Raw genomic sequence first — 14,824 nt, forward strand, 5'->3', positions numbered from 1 at the left:
GGCTAATCTCCCGCAACCCTCCAATGACGGTAAGATCCCGCTTATGAAATCAGCCTTTATTTTTCCCGGACAAGGGTCGCAGTCAGTAGGCATGCTGGCATCAGCTGCCGAGCACTGGCCCATCATCGAGCAGACCTTCTCTGAAGCGTCTCAACATCTTGGTTATGATCTGTGGCACCTTTGCCAGAAAGGCCCCGCAGAAGAGCTCAATCAGACCACGGTGACCCAGCCTGCGTTGCTGGCGGCGAGTGTCGCCCTGTGGCGTCAGTGGTTTGTCGCAGGCGGTAAGAGGCCCGACTTTCTGGCGGGCCACAGCCTGGGTGAATACAGTGCATTGGTAGCGGCGGAAAGCCTGGATTTTCTTGATGCCATCGAACTGGTGCGGCTGCGTGGCGAGCTGATGCAGAATGCAGTGCCTGCCGGAGAAGGCAAGATGGCTGCCATTCTGGGTCTGGAAGACGCTGACGTGGTTGCTGCGTGCGAAGACGCAGCCAACGGGGATGTGGTTTCCGCCGTCAATTTCAATGCGCCGGGGCAGGTTGTGATAGCCGGCTCCGCAGCAGCGGTGGAACGTGCGATCGAAGCCTGCAAGGGGAAAGGGGCTCGCAAGGCCATGCCATTGCCGGTGAGTGTGCCCTCTCATTGTGCGCTGATGAAAGGCGCTGCTGAGGAATTGGCAAACGCGCTGGACGAAGTCAGCTTTAATGATGCTGTCATCCCCGTTATACAGAATGTTAACGCCTCGGCAGAGAAGGATTCCGATACACTGAAGGCCAACCTGGTCAAGCAGCTGTATTCGCCGGTGCTCTGGACCGACTCTGTGCGTGCGCTGGTTGCCAGTGACGTACAGGTTGCCGTGGAGTGTGGGGCTGGTAAGGTTCTTGCTGGTCTGATCAAGCGTATCGACCGCAATTTGTCGGTGTATGGAATCGAAGAGCCGGATGCGCTCGCGAAAGCAGTGGACGCATTCGGACAGTCCTAAACAGAAGGGAGCGATACATGTCTCTTGAAGGCAAAACCGCACTGGTCACTGGTGCGACCCGGGGTATTGGCAAGGCCATCGCACGGGCATTGGCAGAACAGGGCGCCGAGGTTATAGGTACGGCGACCAGCTCAGAGGGTGCTGAGTCAATTTCGGCTGCCATCAAAGATGCGGGGCTGAAAGGCTACGGTATCGTGATGGACGTGGCAGACCCCGCCAGCATTGAGGATGGCCTGAAATCGGTGGTGGAGAAATCCGGCGCACCTGTGATCCTGGTCAACAACGCTGGTATTACCCGTGATAACCTCCTCATGCGTCTGAAGGACGATGACTGGACATCCGTGCTGGAAACCAATCTTTCCAGTGTTTACCGCACCAGCAAGGCGGTGCTTCGCGGGATGGCCAAGGCTCGCTGGGGGCGGATTATCAATATCAGCTCCGTAGTGGCGGGCATGGGCAATCCCGGGCAGGGTAACTACTGCGCTGCGAAAGCCGGCGTGGAAGGGTTTACCCGAAGCCTGGCGAAAGAAATGTCGAATCGTGGCATCACCGCAAACTGCGTGGCGCCCGGATTTATCGACACGGATATGACCCGAAAACTGGACGACAAGCAACGCGAGGCTATGCTGGAAGTCATACCCGCAGGTCGTCTGGGTGAGCCGGAAGAAGTGGCAGCTGTGGTTGCCTTTCTGGCGTCGGAACCGGCCGGTTACGTAACGGGTGAAACCATTCACGTAAACGGCGGCATGTACATGGGATAAGCCCGTTTCCGGGTTTGTGCGCAACTCCTTGTCGCACAACATGTTTGACAGAATCCCTGCTTGTTTGCAGGTAGGGTTTAAACTAAACTGGCAGCACTTAAGTTGCTTGGTTGACACAAAAGTGAGGACATTATGAGTACAGTTGAAGAGCGCGTGAAGAAGATCGTTTGTGAACAGTTGGGCGTTAAAGAGTCCGAAGTTCAGAACTCATCTTCTTTTGTAGAGGATCTTGGCGCTGACTCACTGGACACCGTTGAGCTGGTTATGGCCCTGGAAGAGGAATTTGAAACCGAGATTCCTGATGAAGAGGCCGAAAAGCTGGCCAGTGTTCAGGACGCGATCGACTACATCGTCGCGCATACCTGATACTCTGCACGTTTTATAAGCCAGGCCCGAAGCCGTCCTTGTGTAAAATCTGAGGACGGCTTTTTTATTGGCTGACAATTCAGATTCAATCAGTTTTCGGTTTCACATGGCCAAATCAGGTGAAAGGGGTTATGACTAAACGACGTGTTGTGATTACGGGCATGGGTATGCTGTCACCGCTGGGTAACAGTGTTGAGTCCTCTTGGGAAGGAATCCGGGCAGGGCGGAGCGGAATAGGGATGATCGATCGCTTTGATGCTTCCGGTTACAACACCCGGATAGGCGGTGCCATCAAGGATCTGGACATCGAGCCCTACCTGTCCGCGAAGGACGCCAGAAAGCTGGATGCCTTCATCCATTATGGTCTGATCGCTGCGCAGCAGGCAGTGGAGGCCAGTGGTCTGGAGCAGTATTCCGAACTGGATAGCGAACGGGTCGGCGTTGCCATTGGCTCCGGTATTGGTGGGCTGGAGTTTATTGAGAAAAGCGTGCTTGCCATGGACAAGTCGGGGCCGCGCAAGGTGTCTCCGTTCTTCGTGCCGGCCTCCGTTATCAACATGATTTCCGGAAACGTGGCGATTCGCTTTGGTTATCGCGGCCCCAATATCGCCATTACCACGGCCTGTACCACCGGCACCCATAATATCGGTTACGCTGCGCGAACCATTGCCTACGGCGATGCCGATGTGATGCTGGCCGGTGGCTCCGAAATGGCCACTACGCGCACCGGTGTGGCGGCGTTCTCCGCAGCCCGGGCGCTGTCTACCCGCAATGATGAGCCGGAGAAGGCCAGCCGCCCCTGGGACAAAGAACGGGATGGCTTTGTGCTGAGTGATGGCGCAGGGGTTCTGGTGCTTGAGGATCTGGAACATGCCCAGAGCCGGGGAGCGACCATTTACGGTGAGGTTATCGGGTTCGGCATGAGCGACGATGCTCACCATATTACTGCTCCGCCGGAGTCTGGCGAGGGCGCCGCGCGTGCCATGAAGAACGCCATTCGGGACGCGGGCATCGAGCCGTCCGAGATTGGTTACATCAATGCCCACGGCACTTCAACCCAGGTGGGCGACATAGCTGAAGTGGCCGCGGTCAAGAGTGTGTTTGCCGATCACGCCAGTAAACTGGCCATGAGCAGTACCAAATCGATGACCGGTCACCTGTTGGGTGCTGCCGGCGCAGTTGAGGCGATTTTCTCCGTTCTGGCCATCCGTGAGGGCGTGTTGCCGCCTACCATTAACCTGGACAACCCTGATGAGGGCTGTGATCTGGACCTGGTTGCCAATCAGAGCCGGAAAGCGGATGTTCGTGTTGCCCTGTCCAACTCCTTCGGTTTTGGTGGCACCAACGGTACGTTGATTTTCCGACGTTACGAGGACTAAACCGGTTTGTTGAACGTGATGTCAGCGAACAGTAGCCGTGTTTCGGCGACCGATCGTGGTCTGGCATACGGTGACGGACTGTTTGAAACCATTCGTATGGAAGGGCGCGGGGCTGTTCTGCTTTCCCGGCACATCCACAGAATGGTGACGGATGCGGCCGTACTGGGCATTGCGGTCACCGAGCGTGAACTGCGTGATGCCGTGCGCGAGGCTGTTGATCGGCATGCCGGTTCCTTTGGCTCCGACGGCTGGGTTCTCAAACTGGTGTTGACCCGTGGCAGCGGTGGCCGTGGCTACCGGCCCGCGGCTGAGGGGGTGCCAAGCCTGATCGTATCCGCCAGTGTCATGCCGCCGCTTCCCGGTCCTGAGGGTGTCGAGGTTGGCCTGGCGGAGTTTCCACTGACCGTAAACCCGCGCCTGGCGGGTATCAAGACGCTTAACCGACTGGAACAGGTGATGGCGAGCCGTGAGCTCACCGACGACCTGTATGAGTTGATCATGCGTGACCCTGCCGGTCAGCTGGTTGAGGGTACTCGCACCAACGTATTGCTGAACGCCGGTGGCCATTGGATAACACCACCCCGTGAGCAACTGGCGGTGGCCGGCATTATGCGTGCCCATGTGCTGGGCTATCTGGAGAGTCAGGGAGAGAAAGTTGAATATTCAACGATTTCCCCATCGAGCCTTGAGGGCAAGGACTGCCGGGGCCTCTACCTGATGAACAGCATCATTGGTGTGGTGCCGGTTCGCAGAATCGACGGGCTGGATTTGCCTGTTGATGACGCTCTTGCGACAATCTCCAACCCTCTCGATTTAGTGGAATCCTAGTTTGCTCCGGAAGTTACTGATATCCGTCATTTGTGTCCTGGTGCTGGCTGTTTCTGGCAGTGCGCTCTGGGTTTGGCAGGGTTTGAATACCCTGGACATTCCTGTCGCCCTGGAAGAGCCCGTTCTTCTTGATGTGCCTTCCGGCACCGGTTTCGGCCAGGTGGCCCGTATGCTGGAGACCGAAGGATTTCTGAAGGACTCCCTGTGGCTGCGTATCCATGGTCGCCTGAATCCGGAGGTTGTTCAGGTAAAGGCCGGAGAATATGAAATCGTCTCAGGTATGACGCCCAGAGATATTGTGTTGAAAATGGTGGCCGGTGATACCAAGCAGTGGTCCATCCAGTTTATCGAGGGCTGGACGTTTCGGGACATGCGACAGGCTCTGGCGAACAGCAAGCGGCTGAAAAAGGAAACCACGGACTGGAGTGATGAAGCGATCATGGAGGCCGTCGGTGCCGAGGGCGAGCATCCGGAGGGGCGCTTTTTCCCGGATACCTATGCGTTTACCGGGAGTGAAACCGATCTGGATCTGTTGCGCCGGTCCTTTGAGCGCATGGAAAGGGTTCTGGCCGAGGAATGGGGCAACCGCGCTGAAGACCTGCCGTACGATTCGCCCTACGAAGCCCTGATTATGGCGTCCATCGTTGAGCGGGAGACCGGCGCCCCCCACGAACGCGGCCAGGTCGCGGGTGTGTTTGTGCGCCGGTTGCAGAAGGGCATGCGATTGCAGACGGACCCCACGGTGATTTATGGCATGGGCGATCGCTATATCGGTCGTATTACCCGCAAGGATCTGCGGCGTCACACTCCCTACAACACCTACCGCATTGATGGATTGCCGCCCACACCCATAGCACTTCCGGGCAGGGAAGCTATTCATGCGACGTTGAACCCGGAAGATGGGGATACTCTCTACTTCGTCGCCCGTGGTGATGGTACCCATAAGTTTTCCCGTACATTGAGCGAGCATCAGAAGGCTGTCAGGGAGTTCCAGTTGAACCGTCGCTCGGATTACCGGTCATCGCCGGCCCCGGTGGTAAATGAGGATAATCCATGAGTCAACGTGGTCAGTTCATCACCTTTGAGGGCACCGAAGGGGTGGGTAAATCCACCCAGTTGGAAACTGCCGCGCAGACGCTGAGAACCCTTGGAGTTGAGTTTATCGTCACCCGGGAACCCGGTGGCACGCCGATGGCCGAAGCCATTCGTGAGCTGCTGCTGGCGCCGAGGGATGAGCCGGTGAACGATATGACCGAGCTGTTGCTGATGTTCGCCGCCCGGGCACAGCACCTTCATACTCGCATCCTGCCGGAACTGGAGGCCGGTCGCTGGGTGCTGTGTGACCGCTTCACCGATGCCACGTTCGCCTACCAGGGTGGTGGTCGTGGTGTGCCCGCGGAACGCATTGCCCTGCTGGAGAACCTGGTTCAGGGCGAGGTCCGCCCGGATCGGGTGATCCTGCTGGATGCGCCGGTGGAAACCGGCATGACCCGTGCCCGCCACCGGGGCGAACTGGACCGCTTCGAGCGTGAGGCGGTTGATTTCTTCCAGCGGATCCGTGATACCTATCTGGAGCGTGCCGCTGCTGATCCCGATCGTTATCAGGTGGTGGATGCGGGCAGATCCCTGGATGAAGTCACCGGGGATGTGACCCGTCGTATCACCGAGCTGGTTGCCATCGCCTGATGCCCCAGCTGGTATTAGCGGCGTTCCGGTCAGTTTTGTGCAAAATTTGCTCGTATCTGCTTTAATTGAAGTTCATTCGCACCAGTCATCCGGAAACCGGGTATGTTGAACGCACGCTTGCTTAAGCTCCCGATAGCGTCACACCAGCACCGCCATGAACATCATCAGATAGTCGTGGGTGTGCGGGGAGAGGCGGACCTGAGTGTGGACGGTACCGGTTCCCACCTGGATACCTGGCGAGCCTGCCTGGTACCCACGGAAGCACGTCACGATTACTGCGGCGATAACCAGAACCACGTGCTGGTGATCAACCTTGATCCCTATATGCCCGCCATAAACACACCTGCTCATGCGGAATATGAGCGGTTGGCGCCGTTGTTTGAACGCCCAAGAACCCTGGAAATGGATAATAAATTACAGGGGCTGGTTCAGTTCACGGCCGGTGAGTTTGACCGGGCTTCGGAAAATGAAGGCCTGAAGCAGCATCTGGCGGCAAGCATTCTGCATTGCATGGCGGAGCGCCTGAACGACGGGCGATCGGTACAGAGTAACCGCCACGTGATACGGCCTGACACCATTCGCCGCTATATCATGGAAAACCTGCATCGCAAGATCACGGTTACTGATCTGGCGGGAGTGGCCTGCCTGAGTGTCAGCCGTTTCCATGAAATGTTCCGGGAAGTAACCGGCATTACGCCTCATCAGTTCCTGCTGCAGACGCGCCTCGATCAGGCGGCACAGTTGCTCCTTTCCACCGGCCTTTCGGTGTCTGAAGTCAGTTACCGGACCGGGTTTTCCTCCCAGGGCGCCCTCACGAATGCACTGAGAAAGTACAAGGGCACTACTCCCACCAAGTTACGATCTGTTGAAAAAGTCGCCTGATTTCACAAAAAATCACCACTTCCGGATGAATTTGCAAAATAATCGTAGGATTTTGTAAGCCTGCCATTCGTAGTAATACTAACTTATACACTCAGTTGACTATCGTCAGGTGATGGTGGTGATCAGGGCGCATTTGCTGACCTGTCAATTCTGATAATGAGAGCCGACAGGCCAGTCCCGGTAAGTGTAAGAGGTATGCCGATGTTCAGTGCAAGCAAAGTGCTTGAGCCTGCGTTTCAGGAGCAGCCGCGATCCTGGTTTTGGCAGGGCATTACCGGGAACTATGCGGTTGATGAAACCCGCTACCTCAACGAACTGATCCCCCTGGCCCAGAGTGATGCCGCCGAGCAGCGCGCCGTGACCGAGACGGCCACAGCGCTCATCAACAAAGTGCGGGAGCAGGATGATGCGGTCCACATGGTGGACGCCCTGCTACAGGAATACAGCCTGGATACCGAGGAAGGCATCCTGCTGATGTGTCTGGCGGAAGCGCTGATGCGCATCCCCGACAAATATACCGCCGATGCCCTGATTGAGGACAAGATGTCAGTGGCGGACTGGCAGAAACACGTGGGGCGCAGCGAATCCACCCTGGTGAACGCCTCGACCTGGGGGCTACTGCTCACCGGTCACGTGGTCCGGATGGACAAGCGTCTGGACGGCTCGCCATCCAGTATCTGGAAGCGGCTGGTCAAGCGCAGCGGTGAACCGGTCATCCGCAGTGCGATGTACCGGGCGATGGCCATCATGGGTAAGCAGTTTGTGCTGGGGCGGGACATCCATGAAGCTCTGAAGAACGCCCGCGAGTATCGCGACATGGGGTACACCTACTCGTTTGATATGCTCGGCGAAGCCGCCATGACCCGCGAGGATGCCGATCGCTACCTGCAGGACTACCTCCGCGCCATTGAATCCGTGGGTAACGATACCTATCCGCAAGGCAATGCTCCGAATCCCTCGATTTCCATCAAGCTGTCTGCCCTCCATCCCCGATACGAAGTGGCCCAGGAAGAGCGGGTTCTGACGGAATTGGCGAGTACCGTCACCGGGTTACTGGAGCTGGCGCGGAAAAAAGGGGTGTCGATAACCATCGATGCTGAGGAAATGGACCGCCTTGAGCTGTCCCTCAAGCTGTTCGAGAAGGTGTTTACTTCACCCGTCGTCAGTGGGTGGGGGGGCTTGGGGCTGGTGATCCAGGCCTACTCCAAGCGTGCATTGCCTGTGTTGTGCTGGTTGACCAGGCTGGCGAAGGAGCAGGGCGACGAAATTCCGATTCGCCTGGTTAAAGGCGCCTACTGGGACACCGAAATCAAGATCTGTCAGCAGCTGGGGTTGGACAGCTATCCGGTGTTTACCCGCAAGGAGGCCACGGATACCTCCTACCTGGCCTGCTTGCGTTACCTGCTGAGCGATTACACCGAAGGGGCGCTGTACCCGCAACTGGCCAGCCATAATGCCCATACCGTGGCTTCGGTGCTGGAGATGGCGCGTACCAGGGGGCGGAAGATCGAGTTTCAGCGCCTGCACGGTATGGGGGACGCGCTTTATAACGGTATTCTCCAGGAGCACGATATCCCGGTGCGCATATACGCTCCGGTCGGCGCCCACAAGGACTTGTTGCCTTACCTGGTGCGTCGATTGTTGGAGAACGGCGCCAACTCCTCGTTTGTGCATCGTCTTGTGGATGCCGCCACGCCAGTTGAAGCGCTGGTGCAGAACCCGGTGCAGGAGTTGCTGCGGTATGAATCCTTGCCCAATGACCGGATATCTCTGCCAAAAGACATTTACGGTGAGGAACGCAGGAATTCCAGGGGGCTGAACATTCACATTGCCTCTCACCTTGACCCGCTGATGAATCACCTGGCGGAGTGGGGCAACGCAAGCTGGCAAGCCGCCCCCGTCATCAATGGCACCCGTCGTCAGGATGGCGAGCGTTCAGAAGTATGCTCTCCCTATGACCGGAACAGACCTGTGGGTCATGTGGTATGGGCGAATGAGTCCCACGCCGAAGAGGCGCTGGATGTCGCTGCCTCGGGTTTCCGTGAGTGGAGTGAGCGACCGGTCGCGGAGCGGGCTCAGTGCCTGGAAAAGTACGCCGACCTGCTGGAGGCCCATATGGAAGAGCTCATGGCCATCTGTTGCCGTGAAGCGGGCAAAACCATGCAGGATGGCATTGACGAAGTGCGTGAGGCGGTGGATTTCTGTCGTTATTACGCCGTGCAGGGGCAGGCCCGCTTCGGTAAGGCCGTTGCGTTGCCTGGCCCTACCGGCGAGAGTAACGAGCTTTATATGGAAGGCCGGGGCGTGTTTCTCTGCATCAGTCCCTGGAACTTTCCCCTGGCCATTTTTACCGGCCAGATCATGGCAGCCCTGGTGGCAGGCAACACCGTGATTGCCAAACCGGCTGAACAAGCAAGCCTGGTGGCCCATCGGGCCACGGAACTGATGCTCGAAGCCGGCTTCCCGCCGGACGTTATTCAACTGTTACCCGGTGAGGGGGCAACAATTGGCGGCAAGCTGACCCCGGACCCCAGAATTGCCGGCATTGCCTTCACCGGATCTACTCAGGTTGCCCATATTCTCAATCGTACGCTGGCCCTTCGGGAAGGGGCTATCGTGCCATTGATTGCCGAAACGGGTGGCCAGAACGCGATGATCGTGGACAGCAGCGCACTGCCGGAGCAGGTGGTTCAGGACGTGCTGCAATCCGCCTTTGCCAGCGCCGGTCAGCGCTGCTCCGCGTTACGGGTGCTGTACCTGCAGAAAGACGTGGCGGATAAGATCGAAACCCTGCTGGCGGGGGCCATGCAGGAGCTGTCTGTGGGTAATCCAGAGCTTCACAGCACGGATGTCGGGCCGGTCATTGATGAGGACGCCCAATCCGGACTGCAGCAGCATCTGCGGTCGCTGGAGAGCAGCGCACGATTCATTGCCAGGGCGCCGGTTCCGACCTCCTGCGAAGCCGGGTACTTTATCCCCCCCTCGGCTTATGGCATTTCCAGCATCACAGACCTGAAGACCGAGCATTTCGGCCCGATCCTTCATGTTGTCCGCTATGACGCCGAAAAGCTGGACGAGGTTATTGATGAGATCAATGCAGCGGGCTACGGGCTCACACTGGGAATTCACAGTCGCAGTGAGGGCACCGCAGCTTACATTGAGCAACGGGTAAAAGTGGGTAACTGCTACATCAACCGCAACCAGATTGGTGCGGTGGTTGGTGTCCAGCCGTTTGGCGGCCGCGGCCTCTCAGGCACGGGGCCTAAAGCGGGCGGTCCACATTACCTGCTGAGGTTCGCCACCGAGCGGACACGCACCATAAATACCACGGCAGTGGGCGGTAACGCGTCGCTGCTGTCGCTTGGAATCGAAAAGGTTGAAGGGCGTCATGCTCTCAAAGTGGTGCACAACGATAACTGAATGATACGGAGGTAAGTATTGAGATGCAGACGCTGGCGTTAATGGCAGTAGCGCACTATAAGGGGATAAGAAAAACGCGATAAAACAACAAAGGGTGCGATTACCGGAGTCAACATGGTAAACGCGCCAATCGGTCGGAGCTAGTTCCGTCCCATTTGAACTGGAGGAGTTTCATGGCTATTGGTGTTTGGATAAGTCTATTTCTTTATTTTGCGCTCATGATTGCCATCGGCATTTATGCGATGCGCAGAGCTACGTCGTCATCCGAGGACTACATGCTGGGTGGGCGAGCGCTCAGTCCAAAAGTGGCGGCCCTTTCGGCCGGCGCTTCGGACATGAGTGGTTGGTTGCTTCTGGGGTTGCCCGGGGCACTGTTTGCATCGGGCCTGGGTTCGGCCTGGATCGGTATCGGCCTGTTGGTGGGTGCGTTCTTTAACTGGACCCTCGTAGCGCCACGGCTGCGTGAACAGACGGTTCACTATGGTAATGCGATCACGATTCCGTCCTTTCTGGCTAACCGGTTTCCGACACAGGCGCTTTCTCTGCGTACGGTGTCAGCCATCGTTATCGTTATCTTCTTCGCGGTTTACACGGCGTCAGGCCTGGTTGCCGGTGGCAAGCTGTTTGAGAGCGCGTTTGCCGGAATTTTCAACTTTGGCGGCCTGAGTGACTACGCTGTGGGTATCGTCATCACGCTGGGCGTCGTGCTGTGCTATACGGTTGTTGGTGGCTTCCTGGCAGTGAGCATGACGGACTTCGTACAAGGCTGCATCATGATGCTGGCTCTGGTTATCATGCCTGCGGTTGTGCTCTTTGGCGAAGGTGGCGGCGGTTTCGCTCAGGCGTCACAGACCCTGAATGAAGTCGATCCCACGCTACTATCCTGGACAGAGGGACTGACCTTTATCGGCTGGCTGTCTGCGGTTACCTGGGGTCTGGGTTATTTTGGCCAGCCTCACATCATTGTGCGCTTCATGGCAATCCGCACTCTGAAAGAGGTACCGGTTGCCCGTAACATCGGTATGAGCTGGATGCTTATTTCCCTGATTGGCGCAGTCTCTCTGGGTGTGTTCGGCCGCGCTTACGCAATTCGCAATGGTATGGATGTGCAGGATCCGGAAACCATCTTTATCATCCTGTCGGACCTGCTGTTCCATCCGCTGATTACTGGTTTCCTTTACGCTGCGCTGCTTGCTGCGGTCATGAGCACCATCTCCAGTCAGCTGCTGGTGTCTTCATCGTCGCTGACTGAAGACTTCTATCGCCTGTTCCTGCGCAAGGAAGCGAGCGATAGGGAATGCGTAAATGTCGGTCGGGTTTGTGTCGTACTGGTTGGTCTGGTTGCTGCGGTTATTGCTTCCGACCCGAACTCTCAGGTTCTGGCGCTGGTGAGTAACGCCTGGGCAGGCTTTGGTGCGGCGTTTGGCCCGCTGATCATCCTGTCGCTGATGTGGTCGCGTACGAACGGCGCTGGTGCGATTGCGGGCATGGTTGCGGGTGCAGCCACCGTCATCATCTGGATTTCGCTGGGTTGGAACGGTGAGTTCATGGGTGGCCCGGGTGTGTACGAGATCATTCCTGGCTTCATCGCTGCCTGGATTGCCATCATGGTGGTAAGTCTTGCCACAGAGGATGCCGGCGAGTACCAGGCCATCCCCCGGTAAACAAGAGCGCTTACAACGCTCTGAGTAATGACAGGGGCTCCTTCGGGGGCCCCTTTTTTATAGCGAGGCTGGGCCCGCAGCGGGGTACCTTTTCTTCTGGAAAAAGAACTCGCTGCGCTCAGACACCTTTTTCCTGACAGAAAAGGTACCCCACTCCGTGCCCGATCTGACTTCGAAGGGTTATCTTTCAGGTATAAAAAACGCCAGCCCGGAGGCTGGCGTTTTCGTGGAGCTAAACTAAACCCTGAAGGTCAGGTCTTAAGCGACGTCCGCTTCAGACGCCTTCTTGGTGTAGTTCTCCATCTGGTCGAAGTTGAGATACTTGTAGATCTCTTTCGACATGCTGTTCAGGTCCTTGGCGTACTCCATGTACTCCGCCGGGGAGGGGAGTTTGCCCAGTACCGCACCCACAGCTGCCAGCTCCGCAGAGGTCAGGTACACGTTGGCGCCATCGCCCAGACGGTTCGGGAAGTTACGGGTGGAGGTGGACAGCACCGTGGACTTGGCAGCCACACGCGCCTGGTTACCCATGCACAGGGAGCAGCCCGGCATCTCGGTGCGAACACCGGCGGTGCCGTAGGTGTTGAAGTAGCCTTCTTCCATCAGCTGCGCCTGGTCCATCTTGGTGGGCGGAGACATCCACAGACGGGTCTTCAGCGGCTCCTTGTTCATCTCCAGCAGCTTGCCGGCGGCACGGAAGTGACCGATGTTGGTCATGCAGGAACCGATGAACACTTCGTCCACCTTGTCGCCAGCCACTTCGGACAGGAACTTGGCGTCGTCCGGGTCGTTCGGGCAGCATACGATCGGCTCTTTGATGTCGGCCAGATCGATTTCCACCACGTGGGCGTACTCGGCGTCCTTGTCGGCACGCATCAGTTTTGGATCGGCAATCCACTCTTCCATCTGCTTGGCGCGACGCTCCAGGGTACGCGGATCGCCGTAACCTTCCGCAATCATCCAGCGCAGCATGGTGATGTTGGAGCGCAGGTACTCGGCCACGGACTCTTCAGACAGGTTGATGGTACAACCGGCTGCGGAGCGCTCGGCGGAGGCGTCAGACAGTTCGAACGCCTGCTCAACGGTCAGGTGCTCAAGGCCTTCGATTTCCAGGATGCGACCGGAGAACTCGTTGATCTTGCCTTTCTTCTCAACGGTCAGCATGCCGTTCTTGATGCCGTACAGGGGAATCGCGTGTACCAGGTCACGCAGGGTGATACCCGGCTGCATTTCGCCCTTGAAGCGAACCAGAACGGATTCCGGCATATCCAGCGGCATAACACCGGTGGCGGCAGCAAACGCCACCAGACCGGAGCCGGCCGGGAAGGAGATGCCCATCGGGAAGCGGGTGTGGGAGTCACCACCGGTACCGACGGTGTCTGGCAACAGCATGCGGTTCAGCCAGGAGTGGATGATGCCGTCACCCGGACGCAGGGCAACACCGCCACGGGTCTGGATGAAGTCCGGCATGGTGTGCTGCATTTCAACGTCAACCGGCTTCGGATAGGCGGCGGTGTGACAGAATGACTGCATCACCAGGTCGGCCTGGAAGCCCAGACACGCCAGGTCTTTCAGTTCGTCACGGGTCATCGGACCGGTGGTATCCTGAGAGCCCACGGTGGTCATGTGCGGCTCGCAGTAGGTGCCAGGACGAACGCCTTTGCCTTCTTCCAGGCCACAGGCCTTGCCAACCATCTTCTGGCCCAGGGTGAAGCCCTTGGTGCCGGCTTCCGGGTCCGTTGGCAGACGGAAGATGTCGGTAGCGCCCAGGCCGAGAGCGGCGCGCGCCTTGGCGGTCAGGCCACGACCGATGATCAGCGGAATACGGCCGCCTGCCTGAACTTCGTCCAGGATGACGTCGGACTTGAAGCCGAACTCGGAGAGGGTTTCGCCGGCTTCGTTCAGGATCTTGCCTTCGTACGGACGGATCTCGATGACGTCGCCCATGTTCAGGTCGTCTACCGGTGCCTCGAATACCAGGGCGCCGGCATCTTCCATGGTGTTGAAGAAGATCGGGGCAACCTTGTTACCGATACAGACACCGCCAGCACGCTTGTTCGGTACGCCCGGGATGTCTTCACCAAAGAACCACAGCACGGAGTTGGTGGCAGACTTACGCGAGGAACCGGTACCGACAACGTCACCCACGAATGCAACGGGCAGACCCTTGGACTTGATTTCGTCGATCTGGCTCATCGGGCCAGTGACGCCGGGCTCTTCAGGCTTCAGGCCATCACGCTCCATTTTGTAGGCAGCGCGGGCGTGCAGCGGGATGTCCGGACGGGACCAGGCATCCGGAGCCGGTGACAGGTCGTCGGTGTTGGTTTCGCCGGTAACCTTGAACACCACCATCTTGGTGCTCTCGGGCACCTTCTTCTTGTTGGTGAACCACTCGGCGTTGGCCCAGGATTCAACCACAGCCTTGGCAACGGCGTTGCCGGCGTCCATCTTTTCCTTGACGTCGTTGAACGCGTCAAACATCAGCAGGGTACGCTTCAGCTGTTCACCGGCCAGCTCGGCCAGTTCGGAATCGTCCAGCAGGTCAACCAGAGTGGCGATGTTGTAGCCACCCTGCATCATGCCCAGCAGTTTGACGGCTTTTTCTTTGTCCAGCAGGGGAGAGCTGGCTTCGCCTTTAACAATGGCGGTCAGGAAAGCAGCTTTTACATAAGCGGCTTCGTCGACACCCGGCGGAATGCGGTTTTCCAGAAGGTAAACGAGAGTTTCTTCTTCACCGGCAGGGGGATTTTTCAGGAGCTCGACCAGCGCGGCGGTCTGTTCAGCGTTCAGAGGCTTTGGGGGGATACCCAGAGCTTCGCGTTCTGCAACGTGTTCACGATAGGCTTCTAACACGAT

At 57.8% G+C, this 14,824-nt stretch carries 11 protein-coding genes; 10 read left to right on the top strand and 1 reads right to left on the bottom strand.

What is annotated here, in order from left to right; genetic code table 11:
• Window positions 1-43: 43 nt before the first annotated feature.
• The 10 genes from fabD to putP all read left to right on the top strand — a co-directional run bounded on the left by fabD (window position 44) and on the right by putP (window position 11,968).
• A complete protein-coding gene (fabD, locus tag ACQUWM_RS01285; protein ID WP_428920918.1) occupies window positions 44-982 on the top strand; it encodes an ACP S-malonyltransferase in 939 nt (312 codons plus the stop codon).
• A gap of 17 nt (window positions 983-999) precedes the next feature.
• A complete protein-coding gene (gene fabG / locus ACQUWM_RS01290; RefSeq protein WP_407001137.1) occupies window positions 1,000-1,743 on the top strand; it encodes a 3-oxoacyl-ACP reductase FabG in 744 nt (247 codons plus the stop codon).
• Window positions 1,744-1,875: 132 nt separating this feature from the next.
• Window positions 1,876-2,109: an acyl carrier protein gene (gene acpP / locus ACQUWM_RS01295; protein WP_012136033.1), complete on the top strand. Its 234-nt coding sequence runs from the start codon at window positions 1,876-1,878 to the stop codon at window positions 2,107-2,109.
• 131 nt (window positions 2,110-2,240) lie between these two features.
• On the top strand, window positions 2,241-3,488 hold the full coding sequence (gene fabF, locus ACQUWM_RS01300; protein WP_428920919.1) for a beta-ketoacyl-ACP synthase II: 1,248 nt from the start codon (window positions 2,241-2,243) through the stop codon (window positions 3,486-3,488).
• 18 nt (window positions 3,489-3,506) lie between these two features.
• The gene (gene pabC, locus ACQUWM_RS01305; RefSeq protein WP_428920920.1) at window positions 3,507-4,316 is read left to right on the top strand and encodes an aminodeoxychorismate lyase; all 810 of its coding nucleotides are present in this window, start codon (window positions 3,507-3,509) and stop codon (window positions 4,314-4,316) included.
• Window position 4,317: 1 nt separating this feature from the next.
• Window positions 4,318-5,373 (top strand): endolytic transglycosylase MltG, encoded by a 1,056-nt coding sequence (mltG, locus tag ACQUWM_RS01310; protein ID WP_428920921.1) that lies wholly within the window; start codon window positions 4,318-4,320, stop codon window positions 5,371-5,373.
• Entirely contained in the window at window positions 5,370-6,002 is a 633-nt protein-coding gene (gene tmk / locus ACQUWM_RS01315; RefSeq protein WP_428920922.1) for a dTMP kinase, read from the top strand. Before mltG ends, tmk begins: the two co-directional genes overlap by 4 nt.
• A gap of 102 nt (window positions 6,003-6,104) precedes the next feature.
• Window positions 6,105-6,884: an AraC family transcriptional regulator gene (locus ACQUWM_RS01320; RefSeq protein ID WP_428920923.1), complete on the top strand. Its 780-nt coding sequence runs from the start codon at window positions 6,105-6,107 to the stop codon at window positions 6,882-6,884.
• 201 nt (window positions 6,885-7,085) lie between these two features.
• Window positions 7,086-10,304, top strand: a complete 3,219-nt coding sequence (gene putA, locus ACQUWM_RS01325; RefSeq protein WP_428920924.1) for a bifunctional proline dehydrogenase/L-glutamate gamma-semialdehyde dehydrogenase PutA — start codon at window positions 7,086-7,088, stop codon at window positions 10,302-10,304.
• Between the two features lie 173 nt (window positions 10,305-10,477).
• Window positions 10,478-11,968, top strand: coding sequence for a sodium/proline symporter PutP (gene putP / locus ACQUWM_RS01330; protein ID WP_428920925.1), 1,491 nt, complete (start codon window positions 10,478-10,480; stop codon window positions 11,966-11,968).
• A gap of 258 nt (window positions 11,969-12,226) precedes the next feature.
• On the opposite strand, the gene ACQUWM_RS01335 is transcribed toward putP, so the two are convergent.
• Window positions 12,227-14,821 carry a bifunctional aconitate hydratase 2/2-methylisocitrate dehydratase gene (locus tag ACQUWM_RS01335; RefSeq protein WP_428921416.1) on the bottom strand — a complete coding sequence of 865 codons (2,595 nt, stop codon included), beginning with the start codon at window positions 14,819-14,821 and terminating at the stop codon, window positions 12,227-12,229.
• Window positions 14,822-14,824 lie beyond the last annotated feature (3 nt).

This window comes from Marinobacter sp. DUT-3 (assembly GCF_050379435.1).
Classification (GTDB): Bacteria; Pseudomonadota; Gammaproteobacteria; order Pseudomonadales; family Oleiphilaceae; genus Marinobacter.

What these genes read in the sequence shown, in the direction of transcription:
- fabD (WP_428920918.1), top strand. Translation starts at nt 44, where the DNA reads ATGAAATCAGCCTTTATTTTTCCCGGACAAGGGTCGCAGTCAGTAGGC.
- fabG (WP_407001137.1), top strand. Translation starts at nt 1,000, where the DNA reads ATGTCTCTTGAAGGCAAAACCGCACTGGTCACTGGTGCGACCCGGGGT.
- acpP (WP_012136033.1), top strand. Translation starts at nt 1,876, where the DNA reads ATGAGTACAGTTGAAGAGCGCGTGAAGAAGATCGTTTGTGAACAGTTG.
- fabF (WP_428920919.1), top strand. Translation starts at nt 2,241, where the DNA reads ATGACTAAACGACGTGTTGTGATTACGGGCATGGGTATGCTGTCACCG.
- pabC (WP_428920920.1), top strand. Translation starts at nt 3,507, where the DNA reads ATGTCAGCGAACAGTAGCCGTGTTTCGGCGACCGATCGTGGTCTGGCA.
- tmk (WP_428920922.1), top strand. Translation starts at nt 5,370, where the DNA reads ATGAGTCAACGTGGTCAGTTCATCACCTTTGAGGGCACCGAAGGGGTG.
- ACQUWM_RS01320 (WP_428920923.1), top strand. Translation starts at nt 6,105, where the DNA reads ATGTTGAACGCACGCTTGCTTAAGCTCCCGATAGCGTCACACCAGCAC.
- putA (WP_428920924.1), top strand. Translation starts at nt 7,086, where the DNA reads ATGTTCAGTGCAAGCAAAGTGCTTGAGCCTGCGTTTCAGGAGCAGCCG.
- putP (WP_428920925.1), top strand. Translation starts at nt 10,478, where the DNA reads ATGGCTATTGGTGTTTGGATAAGTCTATTTCTTTATTTTGCGCTCATG.